Genomic DNA, 14,493 nt, shown 5'->3' with positions numbered 1-14,493 from the left:
AATCTACCCCCGTACCTGTGCCTGCTGATGTACTTCGTCACGCAGCCGGTACTCGATACCGACGAGCACATGCCGGGGGAGCGCCCAGGCGTGCCGCCTCAGGTATTCGAGGCCGATTCGCCACAGTGACAGAACATGCTCTGTCTTGACGCTGTTGGACTGGTAGCGGCGCGCTTCTCCGGATTGCCTGGCATACAGGCCGGCCAGGTAGAGGGCATAACAGGCCAGCGCCGCAATCAGCAGCAGAATCTCGATGCGGCGCGGGCAGCGCGTGCGGTGCAGGTCCAGGGCGAAGCCGAAACGCAGGCTCTTCACGCCGCGGAAGCCCTCCTCGATCTGCATGCGCTTGCGATAGAGACCTACTACCGTGCGGGCGGTGTAATTCGGTAGGTTGCTCGCCAGCAGCCAGGGCTCTCGCTCCCGGCTGGCGTTCTGCCTGCTGTGCTTGCTGCGCGCAATACGCCCGGTCACCCGGCGGTGTTTGCGCCCCTTCGGCGCCTGGCGAACGCAGTACAGGCGGATACGATGCGGCGCACTGCGGGTCATCTCTACCCAGCCGAGCGATTTTGGTGTCGGGCCGGCATGTTTGTACAGCTGTTTGATCGTTTCCCAGTCGCCCGTCGGCGTGCGATACAGATCGCTGATACGTACTCGCCCGACATAGTGCCAGCCGCGAGCCTCCACAGCTTGAAACCAGGGCCGACGGAAACCCGCATCGGTGACCAGCACCGGAACGCAGCCAGTTGGCAGCAGACTTTCCAGCGCATCGAGCAGTACACGCTGTTGCTGAAGGCAGCTATCGCGGTCATGTACTCGCTCGTAGACCGGAAACGTCCTGCCGGCCAGAGGGATCACTGCGCGCAGCAGGAACAGGTTGGCCTCGGCATTGATCGGTGACCAATCCACCAGGATCAATGGTTGCTTCAGGGTGCCCAGCAAGGCGCGCAGCATGGCCCAGTAAAACAGCAACTGTTCGGACTGAAGGGTGGATTGCCGAGCAGGCGATCCACACGCTTGATGGCGTGCTTGGGGTATGCTTGCCCCGGCAACGAGCGCCCCAGCGCCGTCAGGGTCAGGCGCTGACCTTGTAGCAAGGCGCTGACGCAAACCATGAGTGCGGCCAGGCGACGAGCGTGAATGGTCGGCAGTGCTTGAGCGAACGCGGTATGTAAAAGTTGGACGGCCTGCATGGGGAACGGGTGTGGTGGCTATGTTTGGCGACAACCACCGTGCCCGCCCATGCAGGTATCTTCAAGACCTATCCTTATGATTCGTAAAGACTTTTTTTGGGGATCTCTCTGACACCGATCGAATTTATGAAGGCAGTAAGCTCCTATCCGCTTTCCAAAGAAAATGGATAGCGATCTTGTGAAAACGGATATCTCCTGCCCGGACACTAGGTTCATAATGTAGTGAAAGATATAAAAATTGGTTGTCAAATGTAAAGCTCCACACGTTCTGTGAATCATTGTCTAAGTGCATATAGTTATAAGAGCGCAATGGCTTATGAATCTTTGTCTGCTAAATGAGAAGAGCCGGGTTTTCGCCAACGCCTATCCTGGTGTGGTGTCAGACTATGCCAACGAGCATGTGGGCGTCCACCGGGTCATCCAGCGCCGCATTAGTGATCCAGAGGCTAGCCTGAAACACCGCACTATCGGCAGCTTGGATTTGTTCCAGATGAGTTACGGCAGCCGAGTGCAAATCACTTCGCCGGAACGAGAGGCTCTCTACCATTTGCATATCATACTCAAGGGGCACTGCATGTGGCGAAGCTGCGGTGAGGAGCACGGCCTTGCCCCCGGCGAGTTGTTGTTGCTCAACCCTGGCGCCCCGTTCGACCTGACCTACTCGGACTGCTACGAGAAGTTCATTGTCAAGTTGCCGGCCCGCTTCATCGACAAGGTCTGCAGCGAGAACCAGTGGAGTTACCCGAGCGAGGGGGTGCGCTTTGCCCCGATTCATCGCCTCGAGCAACTGGACGGCTTCCTTACATTGCTGAGTCTGGTCTGTCAGGAGGCGGAAACTGATCAGACTATTTTTCAGGTGAAGGAGCACTACGCCAAGATTATAGTAAGCAAGCTGCTCAGCCTGCCGGGTAGCAATGTCAGTCGCGAGCCGTTGGGGGGGCGCTTGTCGGTCGTTCGAGCGCCTGGAAGAGCTCATCGAGAAGAACCTTAAGCAGAGTATCAGCCTTGAGCAGTTGGCCGATTTGGCGCATATGAGTGCGCACTCGCTATACGCGTTGTTCGAAAAGCACGCTGGCACCACGCCCAAGCGCTTTATACGTCAGCGCAAGCTGGAAGCAATCTATGCTCGCCTGAGTGACCCGCAGGTCGCAGTAAGCAGCGTTACTGAAGTCGCCCTCGACTACGGTTTCCTGCATCTCGGACGCTTCGCAGATTACTACAAGAGCACCTTCGGCGAGTTGCCCTCGGACACCTTGCGCCGTCGCGGCTAATCTCTTTCCACGCGGGTGCGCCTGCCCTCGCCGTGTCCCGGCGCGCCGCCAGGAGCGTGCTGTCTGGACCTAGATCGTGAGTGGTATGCAGCACAGACTGTGGCTGTTTTTGAGCACTTGCGGTCTGGCCTCAATCTTCAGCATCGCGCACATTATCAAGCTGGCCCGCAGCATGCGCTGTACATGGTTGACGACTACCTAGGTGTTTGGTCCCGGAAATTAGTGGTCCAGGCCAGCCGACGATGCGCCGGGCAAATACGTCGATAACGAAGTCAACGTAGACAAAGTCTCGCCGCGTGGAAACATAGGTGAAGTCCGACACCCAGAGCGCATTCGGGCGTTCGGCTCTGAACTGCCGATTGAGGTGATCCAGAGGGCACGATGCAGCCCGACCACTGATCATGGTCTTGACCGATTTTCCCCGGATCACACCCTAGAGGCCTATCTGTCGCGTCAGGCGTTCCACTGTGCTACGCACTACAACCAGGCCCACGCGCAGCAACTGCCGCCAGACCTTGCGCACACCGTAGACTTGAAAGTTTTCATCCCATACCCGCTGGATCTGCTCACGCAGAGCTGTATCGCGCGGATCCTGGCCGCTTGCCGCGCAGGATTGGCACGACGTGCCACATGCTCGTAATCGGTTGGCGGGGTAATCGGCAACACCTTGCAGATCGGCTCGACCCCGTAGGCCTCGCGGTGTTCGTCGATGAATGCCTTCATCGTTTGAAGGGACGCAGGAATGCCTGCCAGTCGCACTCCACCTGGGCAAAATATGCCGAAGCCTTGCGCAGAATCTCATTGGCCTGGCGCAACCCACGTACTTCACGTTCCAGAGCCTTGATGCGTTCCCGCTCGCATGTCGTCAGGCCTCCATGTTCACCGGCATCCGCCTCGACCTTGCGCACCCTGCGGCGCAATGTTTCAGCGGTACAGCCGATCTTGGCTGCAATGGAAGAGATGGCTGCCCATTCGGATTTGTACTCAGCCTGATGCTCCCTCACTTCAGGGGAGTATTTTATTGAGGTCGGCGTTTTGCAAGGTAGTCATGGCTCCAACCTATCAAAGGTTGGAGTCTTCAGGAAAGTCGGGGCGGTTCAGTGCCTATCTGTTCAGGAAGCCGGAGGCCCGACTCGGTAGCGTACAACGGGACGACCAGGAGAACCGCAGCACCTTGCTCTACGGGGGGGGGCTCCGGGTCAGGCTGTTCCTGCTGCGCGCACCATCACTGCTCTTATTCTCCGGCCAAGTTCTAATAGCATCTGTGAAAACGAGTCGCGGGGCGCGCTATTAGATGAAAAGTGCCTATCGCCGGTACCTTGCTTGGTAGCGCTGGCCTGTTGTTACGGATGACGATCTTAAGAAAACGGATATCGATAGCTGAATAACGGATACCCCCCCGCGTCTCCGCGTCGTAGCATGATATCCATGGAATGAAAGCAACAGCGGCGTGAATCCATATACCTGAACAACCAAGATCAGCATTCACACGTTTTGTGTCGGCAGAAACCTGGAATGGGGCCGAGCTAAATACAATCGTACGGATGGCTAGATTAAGGATAAGGAGCACAATATCAAACTGCAAAGTTTAGAGTTTGGCTGTTGCGAGCGCATGTTGAATGGTCGCTTTCTGTGTTTCAGATAATCGGCTTGTTACGGTGATGCGCAGGGGTGCGGTATCGTAGGTATTGGATTTCGACGTGAGCAAGATAAAGAAGCTTATTTTTTGCTCTAACAAGAGCATCTTGAAGGAGACTATAGGTCATGAGTTCAATAATAAAAAAAGAAGTGCAGGAAGCCCCTTTGAAATGGGTGAAAAACTGGTCTGACGAGGAGATTAAGGCGCTCGTTGATGAGGAAAAGGGGTTGCTTGACCCCCGTATTTTCTCTGATCAGGATCTATATGAGATCGAGCTTGAGAGGGTTTTTGCTCGATCCTGGCTGCTGCTTGGACACGAGGGGCACGTTCCCAAAGCCGGGGACTATCTAACCACCTACATGGGTGAAGACCCCGTAATTGTAGTGAGGCAGAAAGACCGCAGCATCAAGGTCTTCCTAAACCAATGCCGGCATCGCGGCATGCGTATTGAACGCTCGGATTTTGGCAACGCCAAGTCATTTACCTGCACTTATCACGGGTGGGCCTATGACACCGCCGGTAATCTGGTCAATGTACCCTACGAGAAAGAGGCTTTTTGTGACAAAAAAGAGGGTGACTGCGGGTTCGACAAGGCCGACTGGGGGCCGTTGCAAGCGCGGGTGGATACCTACAAGGGTCTGATTTTTGCCAACTGGGATGCCGAAGCGCCTGATCTGAAGACCTATCTGAGCGACGCAACCCCCTACATGGACGTGATGCTCGATCGCACCGAGGCGGGTACTCAGGTCATCACCGGCATGCAAAAGACGGTAATCCCCTGCAACTGGAAATTCGCCGCCGAGCAGTTCTGTAGCGATATGTACCATGCGGGCACGATGGCGCATCTTGCCGGTGTTTTGTCCAGCCTTCCACCTGAGATGGATTTGTCCCAAGTAAAGTTGCCGTCAACTGGAAACCAGTTCCGGGCTAAGTGGGGTGGGCACGGGACCGGCTGGTTCAATGACGATTTCGCACTTCTGCAAGCCGTGATGGGGCCTAAAGTTGTCGATTACTTGACCAAAGGTCCAGCCGCTGAACGTGCGCAAGATCGTCTGGGACAAACTCTCCCGGCTAATCGCATGGTCTTTCAGCACATGACCGTTTTTCCGACTTGCTCATTTCTCCCTGGCATCAATACAGTCCGTACTTGGCACCCGCGTGGCCCTAATGAGGTCGAAGTTTGGTCTTTCATCGTAGTGGATGCTGATGCACCCGAAGATATCAAGGAAGAATATCGTCGGAAAAACATCTTTACCTTCAACCAAGGGGGGACCTACGAGCAGGACGATGGCGAAAACTGGGTGGAGGTTCAGCGGGTGTTGCGCGGCCACAAGGCTAGAAGTAGAGCTTTTTGTGCCCAGATGGGGGCGGGTGTGCCAAACAAAAACAACCCGGATTTTCCTGGAAAGACCAGCTACGTTTATAGCGAAGAAGCTGCGCGCGGGTTCTACCACCACTGGAGCCGCATGATGTCCGAGCCGAGTTGGGACACGCTAAAGTCTTGAGCAGATAAAGTGACCGAAAAAAGCAATCACTTTTATCGAGTTTCTACCTTGGTAGACAAGGGTTTAGCCTGTTTTTTGGTTACTGGAAGTGCGTGAGTGAATTGATTAACTTGGGAAAACCCCTGGCTTTGTCGGGGGTATTTACTCGGGTGCATTCCAAAATGTACAGCTGTGCGTTTGGTGATAATCGTCATGCTATGGATTTGCTATTTGCATGAGCCGAGTGCAGGTCGCCCAACATATATACAGGAAACTAATTATGACATCCGCTGATTTGACAAAACCCATCGAGTGGCCAGAAATGCCCGTCAGTCTTGAATTGCAAAATGCCGTTGAGCAATTCTACTATCGCGAAGCACAGTTGCTTGATTATCAAAACTATGAAGCCTGGCTGGCTTTACTGACCCAAGACATCCAATATTGGATGCCAATTCGTACTACTCATACATCCCGGAACAAGGCGATGGAGTACGTGCCCCCCGGCGGCAATGCCCATTTTGACGAGACGTATGAGAGCATGCGTGCGCGCATTCGGGGAAGGGTTTCGGGGCTTAACTGGTCTGAAGATCCACCGTCGCGCAGCCGGCACATTGTAAGCAACGTTATCGTCCGCGAAACTGAGAGTGCTGGTACTTTGGAAGTTAGTTCTGCGTTCCTTTGTTACCGTAATCGATTGGAGCGTATGACGGACATCTATGTCGGTGAGCGTCGAGATATTTTGCGCCGTGTAAGTGACGGGCTGGGGTTCAAAATTGCCAAGCGAACGATCTTGCTCGACCAGAGCACGATTACGGCGAATAATCTCAGCCAGTTTTTCTAAGTAAATAATGCTGGCCATTTACCCTAAATCATAGAGGAGTGGTTTTGGGAGGGGGTTGTTTGTTCGTATAATCAGTAATTAAAGTTAGCTATAAGAGAGCAAAGAGAATGACTTTCTCCAGGGTTTGTAAAGTATCTGATGTGCCCGTCGGTGACGCCTTGAAGGTTGAAAGTAAGGGGGAAGCCGTCGCGATTTTCAACGTCGATGGAGAGTTGTTCGCAACACAGGACCGTTGCACTCATGGTGACTGGTCATTGTCCGAAGGCGGCTACCTAGAAGGTGACGTTGTCGAATGCTCGCTGCACATGGGTAAGTTCTGTGTTCGCACGGGCAAGATAAAAGCAGCGCCGCCCTGTGAACCGCTGAAAATATTTCCGATTCGAATAGATGGCAGCGATGTGTTCGTAGACTTTGATGCCGGGTATCTAGCGCCATGATTAAATCAATCGTCATTATTGGTGCTGGCTTGGCTGGCGCAACTGCCACTCGCTATCTTCGCGCCCAAGGATATCAGGGAAAGATCCATCTGGTCGGGGAGGAGTTGCACGTGGCTTACGATCGCCCCTCCTTATCCAAGGACACCCTGTCAGGAAAAATGGTCGAACCACCCGCGATCCTGGATCCTTATTGGTATGCATCGGCCGATATAGATCTCCATTTAGGGGTGCGCGTCACCGGTATTGATGTGGTAAACCACCAGGTACTTTTCGAATCCGGTGACATTCTGGCCTACGACCGATTGCTATTAGCCACCGGCGTACGCGCGCGGCGTATGGCGATTACGGGAAGCGAGTTGGCCGGCATCCACACCTTGCGTGACCGCGCCGACAGCCAGGCGCTGAGGCAGGCGCTTGAGCCGGGCCAGTCTCTGGTCATTGTCGGCGGTGGCCTGATCGGTTGCGAAGTGGCGACCACTGCTATTAATGCCGGTGCCCACGTCACGATTCTGGAGGCCGGGGACGAACTGCTGTTGCGAGTGCTAGGCCGAACAACCGGGGCCTGGTGTCGCAACGAGTTGGAGCGTTTGGGTGTCCGGGTTGAACTGAACGCACAGGCAGCGCATTTCGAGGGCGAGGGACACGTGCATGCCGTCGTTTGTGCCGATGGACGTCGGATAGCAGCTGACACAGTTTTGGTGAGCATCGGTGCAGAACCAGCCGACGAGCTGGCACGTGCGGCCGGTATCGCATGTGAGCGCGGCGTGGTGGTTGACGCTACGGGTGCAAGCTCATGTCCTGGAGTGTTCGCCGCAGGTGACGTAGCAGCCTGGCCCCTGAGGTCCGGTGAACAGCGCTCGCTGGAGACCTACCTGAACAGCCACATGCAGGCTGAAACTGCCGCCGCGGCCATGTTAGGCAAGTCTATCCCCGCTCTTCAGGTGCCAACCTCGTGGACGGAGATTGCGGGGCATCGGATACAGATGGTTGGCGACATCGAAGGCCCCGGAGAAGTTGTCTTGCGCGGTAACGTCGAGAATGGTCAGCCGCTGGTGCAGTTCAGGGTTCTTGATGGTCGCGTTGAAGCAGCAACGGCTATCAATGCCCCGAAGGATTTTTCCGTTGCAACCCGATTGGTGGCTGATCACATTCCTGTATCGGCCACAAAGTTGCAGGACGCTAGCTCTAACTTGCGGGATTTTATGAAAGCTAAAGCTAAAGCTAAAGCTGAGCGATGCGAGTGAACGTCGACTTATTCTTAATAACAAGAAGAGCTTAAAAGTGAAACTAAAAGAAGAAGTTATACTAATCACAGGGGGCGCATCTGGACTGGGGCATGCCCTTGTGGAACGGTTCGTGGCCGAAGGTGCCAAGGTGGCTGTCCTCGATAAGTGTGCCGATCGGCTTCAACAGTTGGAGTCTGATCACGGCGAAGATGTGGTATGCATTGTCGGTGATGTGCGTTCAATGGAAGACCAGAAACTGGCTGCCAGTCGTTGTATTGCCAAGTTCGGGAGGATTGACACTCTGATCCCCAACGCCGCTATCTGGGATTACAACACGGCACTTGTCGATCTACCTGAAGACAGTATCGACAAAGCATTTGATGAAGTATTTCAGATTAATGTTAAGGGCTATATTCTCGCCGTCAAGGCATGCCTGCCAGCGCTGGTTGCCAGCCGAGGCAGCGTGATCTGCACGATCTCGAATGCAGGGGCGGCCGCAAAAACTGAGTGCAACACCCGACCATTTCGGTAAGGTGTTGCCCCATGTCCTATCACGAACTCAGCGCCACAGAGCGCGTCACGATCCAGATCGGCCTGTGCAATGGCTTCAGCCAGCGCAGGCTTGCCCGGCTGATGAACCGCAGCCCCTCGACGGTCAGCCGTGAGATCCGGCGCAACCGGAATGCTCAAGGCGAGTACGTTGCAGACGATGCCCAGCGCTTGATGCATACACGCCGCGTGGTCTGTCGACCCGCAAAACGGCTGGTGCCCGGCAACGAGTTGTTCGAGCTGGTCGCCCACCTGCTGCGACAGCGCTTTTCTCCCGAGCAGATTGCCGGCAAGCTGCGAACCATGAAATCCCCAAGCTTCGAAGACGCCTACGTCTGCCGCGAGACAATCTACAACGCGATCTATGCCCTGCCGGTCGGCGAGCTGCGCAAGGAGCTGATCATCTGTCTGCGGCAGGGCAAGACTACCCGCCGGCCGCGCTCCGGCGGGGTGGATCGACGTGGCCAGATCCCCGACATGGTCAGCATCCACGTACGCCCACCGGAGATCGAAGACCGCCTGATGCCCGGTCACTGGGAGGGCGATCTGATCAAGGGCAAGGCCAACGCCTCGGCGGTAGCCACCCTGGTCGAGCGCACCAGCGGCTACCTGATCCTGGCGAAGATGAACGATGCGACGGCGACCTCGGCGGTGGAGGGCTTCAGCGCGGCGCTGAACCGCATGCCGCTGGCTGTACGCAAGAGCATGACCTACGACCAGGGGCGAGAGATGGCGCGGCACGCGGAAATCACCCAGAAGACCGGTGTGGCGATCTACTTCTGCGACCCACACAGCCCCTGGCAGCGCGGCAGCAACGAGAACATCAACGGCCTGATCCGCCAGTACCTGCCCAAGGGCACGGACTTGTCGGTGTACAGCCAGGAGCAGTTGGATGCCATTGCCTACGAACTGAACATCCGACCGCGCAAGCGCTTCAATTGGAAATGCCCGATTGAGGTCATGACAGAAGTAGTGGCGTTGCAGCATGATGCACCTGCTTCAATCCAGTAACCGTGTTGCACTCAGCTTCTGCAACCGCCCTTCTTAAACATGTTGGTCAGGGTGAAATGAATGTCAACATGGTGACCTGTGGTGGCCAGGCCACTATCCCGATGGTCGCTGCGGTGTCACGTGTGCAGCCTGTAACTTATGGAGAAATCGTAGCCACCACTGCATCCAAATCGATTGGCCCCGGCACCCGCTCCAATATTGATGAGTTCACCCGTACTACCGGCAGTGCGATTGAAATCGTCGGTGGCGCAAAAAAAGGCAAGGCCATCATTATCATCAATCCGGCCGAACCGCCGATGATTATGCGCGACACCGTGCATTGCCTGACTGAAACCGAACCTGATCGTGAAAGAATCACTGCGTCGGTGCATGCAATGGTCAAGGAAGTCCAGAAATATGTTCCCGGTTACAAACTGGTTAACGGGCCGGTATTTGACGGTAAGCGCATCTCTCTGTTTCTGGAGGTTGAGGGCCTAGGTGATTACCTGCCCAAATATGCCGGCAATCTTGACATCATGACTGCCGCAGCTGTCCGCACTGCGGAGATGTTCGCTGAAGAAATTCGCAGCGGAAAACTTACACTCGGTCCGACGACAAATAAGCAAAAAATAACTGCTGCGTGAGGAATAAAGCATGGCACTCAAAGGCAAAAAAATTACCGTTCATGACATGACACTGCGTGACGGCATGCACCCGAAGCAGCACCAAATGACGCTGGAGCAAATGACCAGCATCGCACGGGGACTAGACGCTGCTGGCGTGCCGTTGATCGAGGTCACGCACGGCGATGGTTTGGGCGGCTCGTCAATCAACTATGGTTTTCCCGCTCATACCGACGAGGAATATCTGTCGTCGGTGATCCCTCTGATGAAGCAAGCCAAGGTGTCTGCGTTGCTACTGCCTGGTATCGGTACCGTTGACAATCTAAAGATGGCGCACGAACTGGGTGTGCATACTATTCGTGTGGCTACCCATTGCAGCGAGGCCGATGTCTCGCAGCAGCATATCCAATATGCCCGCAATATAGGCATGGATACGGTCGGCTTTCTGATGATGGCGCACATGGCATCGCCTGAGCAGCTACTGGAGCAGGCGCTAATGATGGAAAGCTATGGAGCCAACTGCATCTATTGCACTGACTCGGCCGGCTACATGTTGCCGGAAGACGTTAAAGCACGCATTGGATTGCTGCGGGAGAAACTCAATCCGGAAACCGAGCTCGGCTTTCACGGCCATCACAATTTGGCAATGGGCGTGGCTAACTCTTTGATGGCGGTTGAATACGGAGCCAACCGGATCGATGCCGCGGCTGCAGGTCTCGGTGCTGGTGCCGGCAATACGCCGATGGAAGTTTTCATCGCAGTTTGCTCCCGGTCCGGGATCGAGACTGGTGTCGATGTGTTCAAAATCCAGGATGTAGCCGAAGATTTGGTGGTACCGATGATGGATTTCCCGATCCGCATTGACCGCGACTCGCTCACACTAGGTTACGCCGGTGTATATGGCTCATTCCTGCTGTTTGCCAAGCGGGCAGAAAAACAATACGGAGTGCCAGCACGTGACATTCTGGTTGAGATGGGCCGGCGCGGCATGGTCGGAGGCCAGGAAGATATGATCGAAGATACGGCGCTGACCATGGCGCAAGCCCGCGGTCTAATTCCATCTTAGTGCGCGGAGTGATTAATTCTGAAACTTATAAAAATACAGAAGCTTGATTGGGACGCGGCAGTTCGCGAATTCATTCTGCTGGATATATTCGATAGATACTCAAGGCGACTAGGCGAATGATCCGGGCGTTTTGCGGTAATGCCTAATTCCTGGTCTAGTTGGTCACGAAATATTGAATAATAAACATTGCTTCGGCAATGTGCGTCGGTACGTGTTTCTGCTGAAAGTATAGTGAAAAGTCTTGGCCACGATAAACTCGAAGATGGATACGAAGGGTGCGGTGTTCGTCTGGTCATAACCAATAACTAACTTAGAATAATAAGAGATATAAATGATGAGAATACTGATTGGCGCAATAAGCACAGCGGTATTGGTGGTCACCTCTCAAGAGGTCCTGGCTACCAGCGATGTATTTAGGTTCGTTGGGCATGGCCCCGTCTCAACAGCGATGGGCGGAGCAGCCACCGCATTCGATGTGGGAGCGGCCGGTATGATGACGAATCCGGCGACGCTGTCTTTGATGTCGCCTGGTTCGGAAATTCGGGTATTCGGGAAATCCTGTTGTTAGAGGACTTCCCGAACACCGCTAGCTGAAATGGGTGGTCGTGTTGATGGACGCCCTACTGGGCGCCCTGGATGGCCTTGAGAACGGCCTCGATGGAAACGCCGTGGTCGTAGATCGGGATGCTGTACATGACCCGCTCCATGGGGCGTGCGTAGCCAACGAAAGGTGACTCCCGCTTCGGCTTGGGCATGCTCACCTTGTGCTCCAGGCTGAACAGCGTCTTGGCCCGGAACATCTCGAACGACATGCCCCTGGCGTCCCTGTTCAGGTCGCGCATCTGCCGGTTGATCGACTCGGTGAAGGCGTTGGTGTTGCGCTGGGCTGGGCCGAAGTACGAGAAGATCTCCCGCTCCCAGTTCGTCATCGAGGTAATCAGCGGCTTCCAGTGGGACTTGTGCCCCTCTGGAATCGCGTTCAGCCACTCCTGGTAGCGCGCCCTTGCCTCAGCCTCGGTTGTGGCCTCCCAGATGTCGAAGAACGCCTCCTTGAGCTTGTAGGCCATGCCCAGCTCGGGGAACTGATCCAACCAGGTATGGATGATCAGCTCCTGCATCGGGTTCAGGTCACGGCGCCGCATCAGCATCATCTTCCGGTCGCCCTTGAGCTGTCGGCGCTGGTGCTGGGTCAGCTCCTTCTTGAGCCCCTTGCGCAGCGTCTCCATCGCCTCGTTGGCCATGCGCTGGATGTGGAACCGATCCACCACGATGGCGGCCTTGGGGAACAACTGCGAGGCCACGTCGCGGTAGGGCTTCCACATGTCCTGGCAGACGATCTGGACGTTCTCCCGGCCTTGCATGTTGGCCAGGTAGTTGTAAAGCACCGGATACTGCCGCGACTCCAGAATGTCGAGGATGGTGCCCCGCTCGATGTCGGTCAGCACACAGCGGAACTGCCGGTTCAGGTACAGCTCGTCGATGCCGAGAACGCGCGGTAGGGTTGGCCTGTAGCCGATGGCCTTCATGTCGCAGTGCGACTTGATCACAGCCCGCACTACCGACTCATCGAACCCGATGTCCTGGGCAACCTTGGCGTTGGTGCCGCTCAGCGAGCGCTTGATGATGTAGTCGTAGCATCGCCGGGTCATCCGGTGATCCTCCGCCATCTCGTAGATGGGCGGTGTGAACGTGCTGTTGCATGACTTGCACTGGAACCGGCGCCGGATCACCCACAGCGACACGCGCTTGCCGTGCATCGGCACGTCGCGGAACTTCACCTGCTTCTTGCCGAAGCGCACCAGCTGGCCGACCGTACCGCAGGTGTGGCAGGCGTCGGGGTCTGGGTACTCCACCTGGAAGTGGTAGTCGTGCTCATCCTCTTGAAAGCCCAGGACTTGGGCCTTCAAGGGGTGCAGTAGGCTGTTTGGGGGAGTCATGCGACGATTCCTTTTGCTGCGCACTGCTCCGGGAGCAGGCCGCCATTCTTCTGGCGGAAGTAGCCAATCAACTCCGGCATCAGGCGCTCGATCCTGCGCGCGGAGCGGCTCGCCTCCTGGAAGTGCTCGAAGGCGCTGAGCCAGACGGGGTAGTTCATCGCCTTCACGCCGGCGGCGATACCGCTGTCCCAGCGGTAGACACACCAGATGGCGTGATGCACCAGGTGGCAGACCTCCTGAGCTTCGTAGAAGCCGAGCACGAACTCGTCCTCTTTCGCCTTCGGCAGCCACTCGCCCTCCAGCTCGATGCGCGCCACCAGGCCGACAGCCTCTGCGAACTGGTCGGACTCGATCTTCTTGTACGAGCAGCCGAACTTGGACTTGAGGGCGCTCCAGCAGGTCACTGCGGCCTTGGCCTGCTTCTCCTTCGGCAGCGCCTCGACGCGGGCTTTCACCAGCGCCTTGATGGCGTCCTGCTGGTCGATGGAGAGGCCGTTGGGCAGGGCCTTGGGGGCGCGCTTCTCTTTGGCGGGGGAAGGAACCTCAGCCACACCTTCCAGGACATCGAGCACCCAGTGACGGAACTCTTTGGCAACCTTGGTACGGGCGAACATAGCCAGCAGATGCGCGCCGCGCAGGGAGAAGATGCGAACCTGCTGGACGCCGCCTTTGGTGGGCATCTCGATCAGGGCGGTCATCTTGTCGCTGAACTCTTCGGCGTTGCTGCGGTAGAGCTTGGCAATCGACAGCTCTGGGTTCTTGTACTCCAAGGCCAAACCGATCTGGTTTGCCCTTACCCACGGATTGCCGTTGCGATCAACGATGTCGAATTGGGTGTTGTTGAAGGTGAGCGATTGCATGGCAGTTTCCCTCTGAAGGCTTGACCTCCGCGCCCAAACGCCAATTTGGGTGAGCGGAACCGTGCGGGTTGGCGTACCGGTCAGAGGGCCGGCGGGTCTTTCGACCCCCACGCACGGCCCGCCCATAACGGGTGCAGCCATGCCGCGGGCACAAAAAAACCGCTCGAAAACGGCGGTTGTGTCCGCCTCTGAATCCGGGACGCCAATCCCAGGCCGCTGGACTTACAGCGACGGGAGGAAGGTATCCCGACCAAGGCGGTGTGTCAACAAGATTTCCCGTATGCAAAAACGATTTGTAGCCCCCTACGGGTGAGGCTCAATCAACAACCTTTCCCGAATACCCCCAATAACTAACTTAGAATAATAAGAGATATAAATGA

The 14,493-nt window shown here is 56.0% G+C and carries 9 protein-coding genes, 4 pseudogenes and 1 other annotated feature; of the genes and pseudogenes, 9 read left to right on the top strand and 4 right to left on the bottom strand.

Features of this window, described 5'->3' with window-relative positions; all coding sequences use genetic code 11:
* Positions 1-3 precede the first annotated feature (3 nt).
* Positions 4-1,190, bottom strand: a pseudogene (locus NA637_RS16935) (IS4 family transposase).
* A gap of 316 nt (positions 1,191-1,506) precedes the next feature.
* Here NA637_RS16935 and NA637_RS16930 point away from each other — a divergent pair.
* A pseudogene (locus NA637_RS16930) lies at positions 1,507-2,461 on the top strand (AraC family transcriptional regulator).
* Positions 2,462-2,693: 232 nt separating this feature from the next.
* Here NA637_RS16930 and NA637_RS16925 read toward each other — a convergent pair.
* Positions 2,694-3,483: pseudogene (locus NA637_RS16925) on the bottom strand (IS3 family transposase); the annotation flags it as partial.
* Positions 3,110-3,241 (bottom strand) — a sequence feature (AL1L pseudoknot). It overlaps the preceding pseudogene by 132 nt.
* 742 nt (positions 3,484-4,225) lie before the next feature.
* Here NA637_RS16925 and NA637_RS16920 point away from each other — a divergent pair.
* The 8 genes and pseudogenes from NA637_RS16920 to dmpG all read left to right on the top strand — a co-directional run bounded on the left by NA637_RS16920 (position 4,226) and on the right by dmpG (position 11,316).
* Complete coding sequence (locus tag NA637_RS16920) at positions 4,226-5,605, top strand: SRPBCC family protein (protein WP_256073477.1); 1,380 nt, start codon at positions 4,226-4,228, stop codon at positions 5,603-5,605.
* 259 nt (positions 5,606-5,864) lie between these two features.
* Positions 5,865-6,425 (top strand): 3-phenylpropionate/cinnamic acid dioxygenase subunit beta, encoded by a 561-nt coding sequence (locus NA637_RS16915; RefSeq protein ID WP_256073475.1) that lies wholly within the window; start codon positions 5,865-5,867, stop codon positions 6,423-6,425.
* Between the two features lie 107 nt (positions 6,426-6,532).
* The gene (locus NA637_RS16910; RefSeq protein WP_256073474.1) at positions 6,533-6,862 is read left to right on the top strand and encodes a non-heme iron oxygenase ferredoxin subunit; all 330 of its coding nucleotides are present in this window, start codon (positions 6,533-6,535) and stop codon (positions 6,860-6,862) included.
* Positions 6,859-8,106 (top strand): NAD(P)/FAD-dependent oxidoreductase, encoded by a 1,248-nt coding sequence (locus NA637_RS16905; protein WP_256073473.1) that lies wholly within the window; start codon positions 6,859-6,861, stop codon positions 8,104-8,106. The genes NA637_RS16910 and NA637_RS16905 overlap by 4 nt, the downstream gene beginning before the upstream one ends.
* 37 nt (positions 8,107-8,143) lie before the next feature.
* Positions 8,144-8,620 carry an SDR family NAD(P)-dependent oxidoreductase gene (locus NA637_RS16900; protein ID WP_256073472.1) on the top strand — a complete coding sequence of 159 codons (477 nt, stop codon included), beginning with the start codon at positions 8,144-8,146 and terminating at the stop codon, positions 8,618-8,620.
* 11 nt (positions 8,621-8,631) lie between these two features.
* Positions 8,632-9,648 carry an IS30-like element IS1394 family transposase gene (locus tag NA637_RS16895; protein WP_032728035.1) on the top strand — a complete coding sequence of 339 codons (1,017 nt, stop codon included), beginning with the start codon at positions 8,632-8,634 and terminating at the stop codon, positions 9,646-9,648.
* A gap of 29 nt (positions 9,649-9,677) precedes the next feature.
* Positions 9,678-10,271, top strand: a pseudogene (locus NA637_RS16890) (acetaldehyde dehydrogenase (acetylating)); the annotation flags it as partial.
* A 10-nt stretch (positions 10,272-10,281) separates the two neighbouring features.
* Positions 10,282-11,316 (top strand): 4-hydroxy-2-oxovalerate aldolase, encoded by a 1,035-nt coding sequence (gene dmpG / locus NA637_RS16885; RefSeq protein WP_256073471.1) that lies wholly within the window; start codon positions 10,282-10,284, stop codon positions 11,314-11,316.
* A 620-nt stretch (positions 11,317-11,936) separates the two neighbouring features.
* Here dmpG and NA637_RS16880 read toward each other — a convergent pair.
* A complete protein-coding gene (locus tag NA637_RS16880) occupies positions 11,937-13,253 on the bottom strand; it encodes an ISL3 family transposase (RefSeq protein WP_031761058.1) in 1,317 nt (438 codons plus the stop codon).
* On the bottom strand, positions 13,250-14,113 hold the full coding sequence (locus tag NA637_RS16875) for a BRO-N domain-containing protein (protein ID WP_049885561.1): 864 nt from the start codon (positions 14,111-14,113) through the stop codon (positions 13,250-13,252). The genes NA637_RS16880 and NA637_RS16875 overlap by 4 nt, the downstream gene beginning before the upstream one ends.
* Positions 14,114-14,493: the final 380 nt, after the last annotated feature.

The sequence above is a fragment of the Stutzerimonas stutzeri genome, assembly GCF_024448935.1.
GTDB lineage: Bacteria > Pseudomonadota > Gammaproteobacteria > Pseudomonadales > Pseudomonadaceae > Stutzerimonas > Stutzerimonas stutzeri_AO.
This window is presented reverse-complemented; position numbering and strand designations above follow the sequence as displayed.

What these genes read in the sequence shown, in the direction of transcription:
- NA637_RS16895 (WP_032728035.1), top strand. Translation starts at nt 8,632, where the DNA reads ATGTCCTATCACGAACTCAGCGCCACAGAGCGCGTCACGATCCAGATC.
- dmpG (WP_256073471.1), top strand. Translation starts at nt 10,282, where the DNA reads ATGGCACTCAAAGGCAAAAAAATTACCGTTCATGACATGACACTGCGT.
- NA637_RS16915 (WP_256073475.1), top strand. Translation starts at nt 5,865, where the DNA reads ATGACATCCGCTGATTTGACAAAACCCATCGAGTGGCCAGAAATGCCC.
- NA637_RS16875 (WP_049885561.1), bottom strand. Translation starts at nt 14,113, where the DNA reads ATGCAATCGCTCACCTTCAACAACACCCAATTCGACATCGTTGATCGC.
- NA637_RS16905 (WP_256073473.1), top strand. Translation starts at nt 6,859, where the DNA reads ATGATTAAATCAATCGTCATTATTGGTGCTGGCTTGGCTGGCGCAACT.
- NA637_RS16880 (WP_031761058.1), bottom strand. Translation starts at nt 13,253, where the DNA reads ATGACTCCCCCAAACAGCCTACTGCACCCCTTGAAGGCCCAAGTCCTG.
- NA637_RS16920 (WP_256073477.1), top strand. Translation starts at nt 4,226, where the DNA reads ATGAGTTCAATAATAAAAAAAGAAGTGCAGGAAGCCCCTTTGAAATGG.
- NA637_RS16910 (WP_256073474.1), top strand. Translation starts at nt 6,533, where the DNA reads ATGACTTTCTCCAGGGTTTGTAAAGTATCTGATGTGCCCGTCGGTGAC.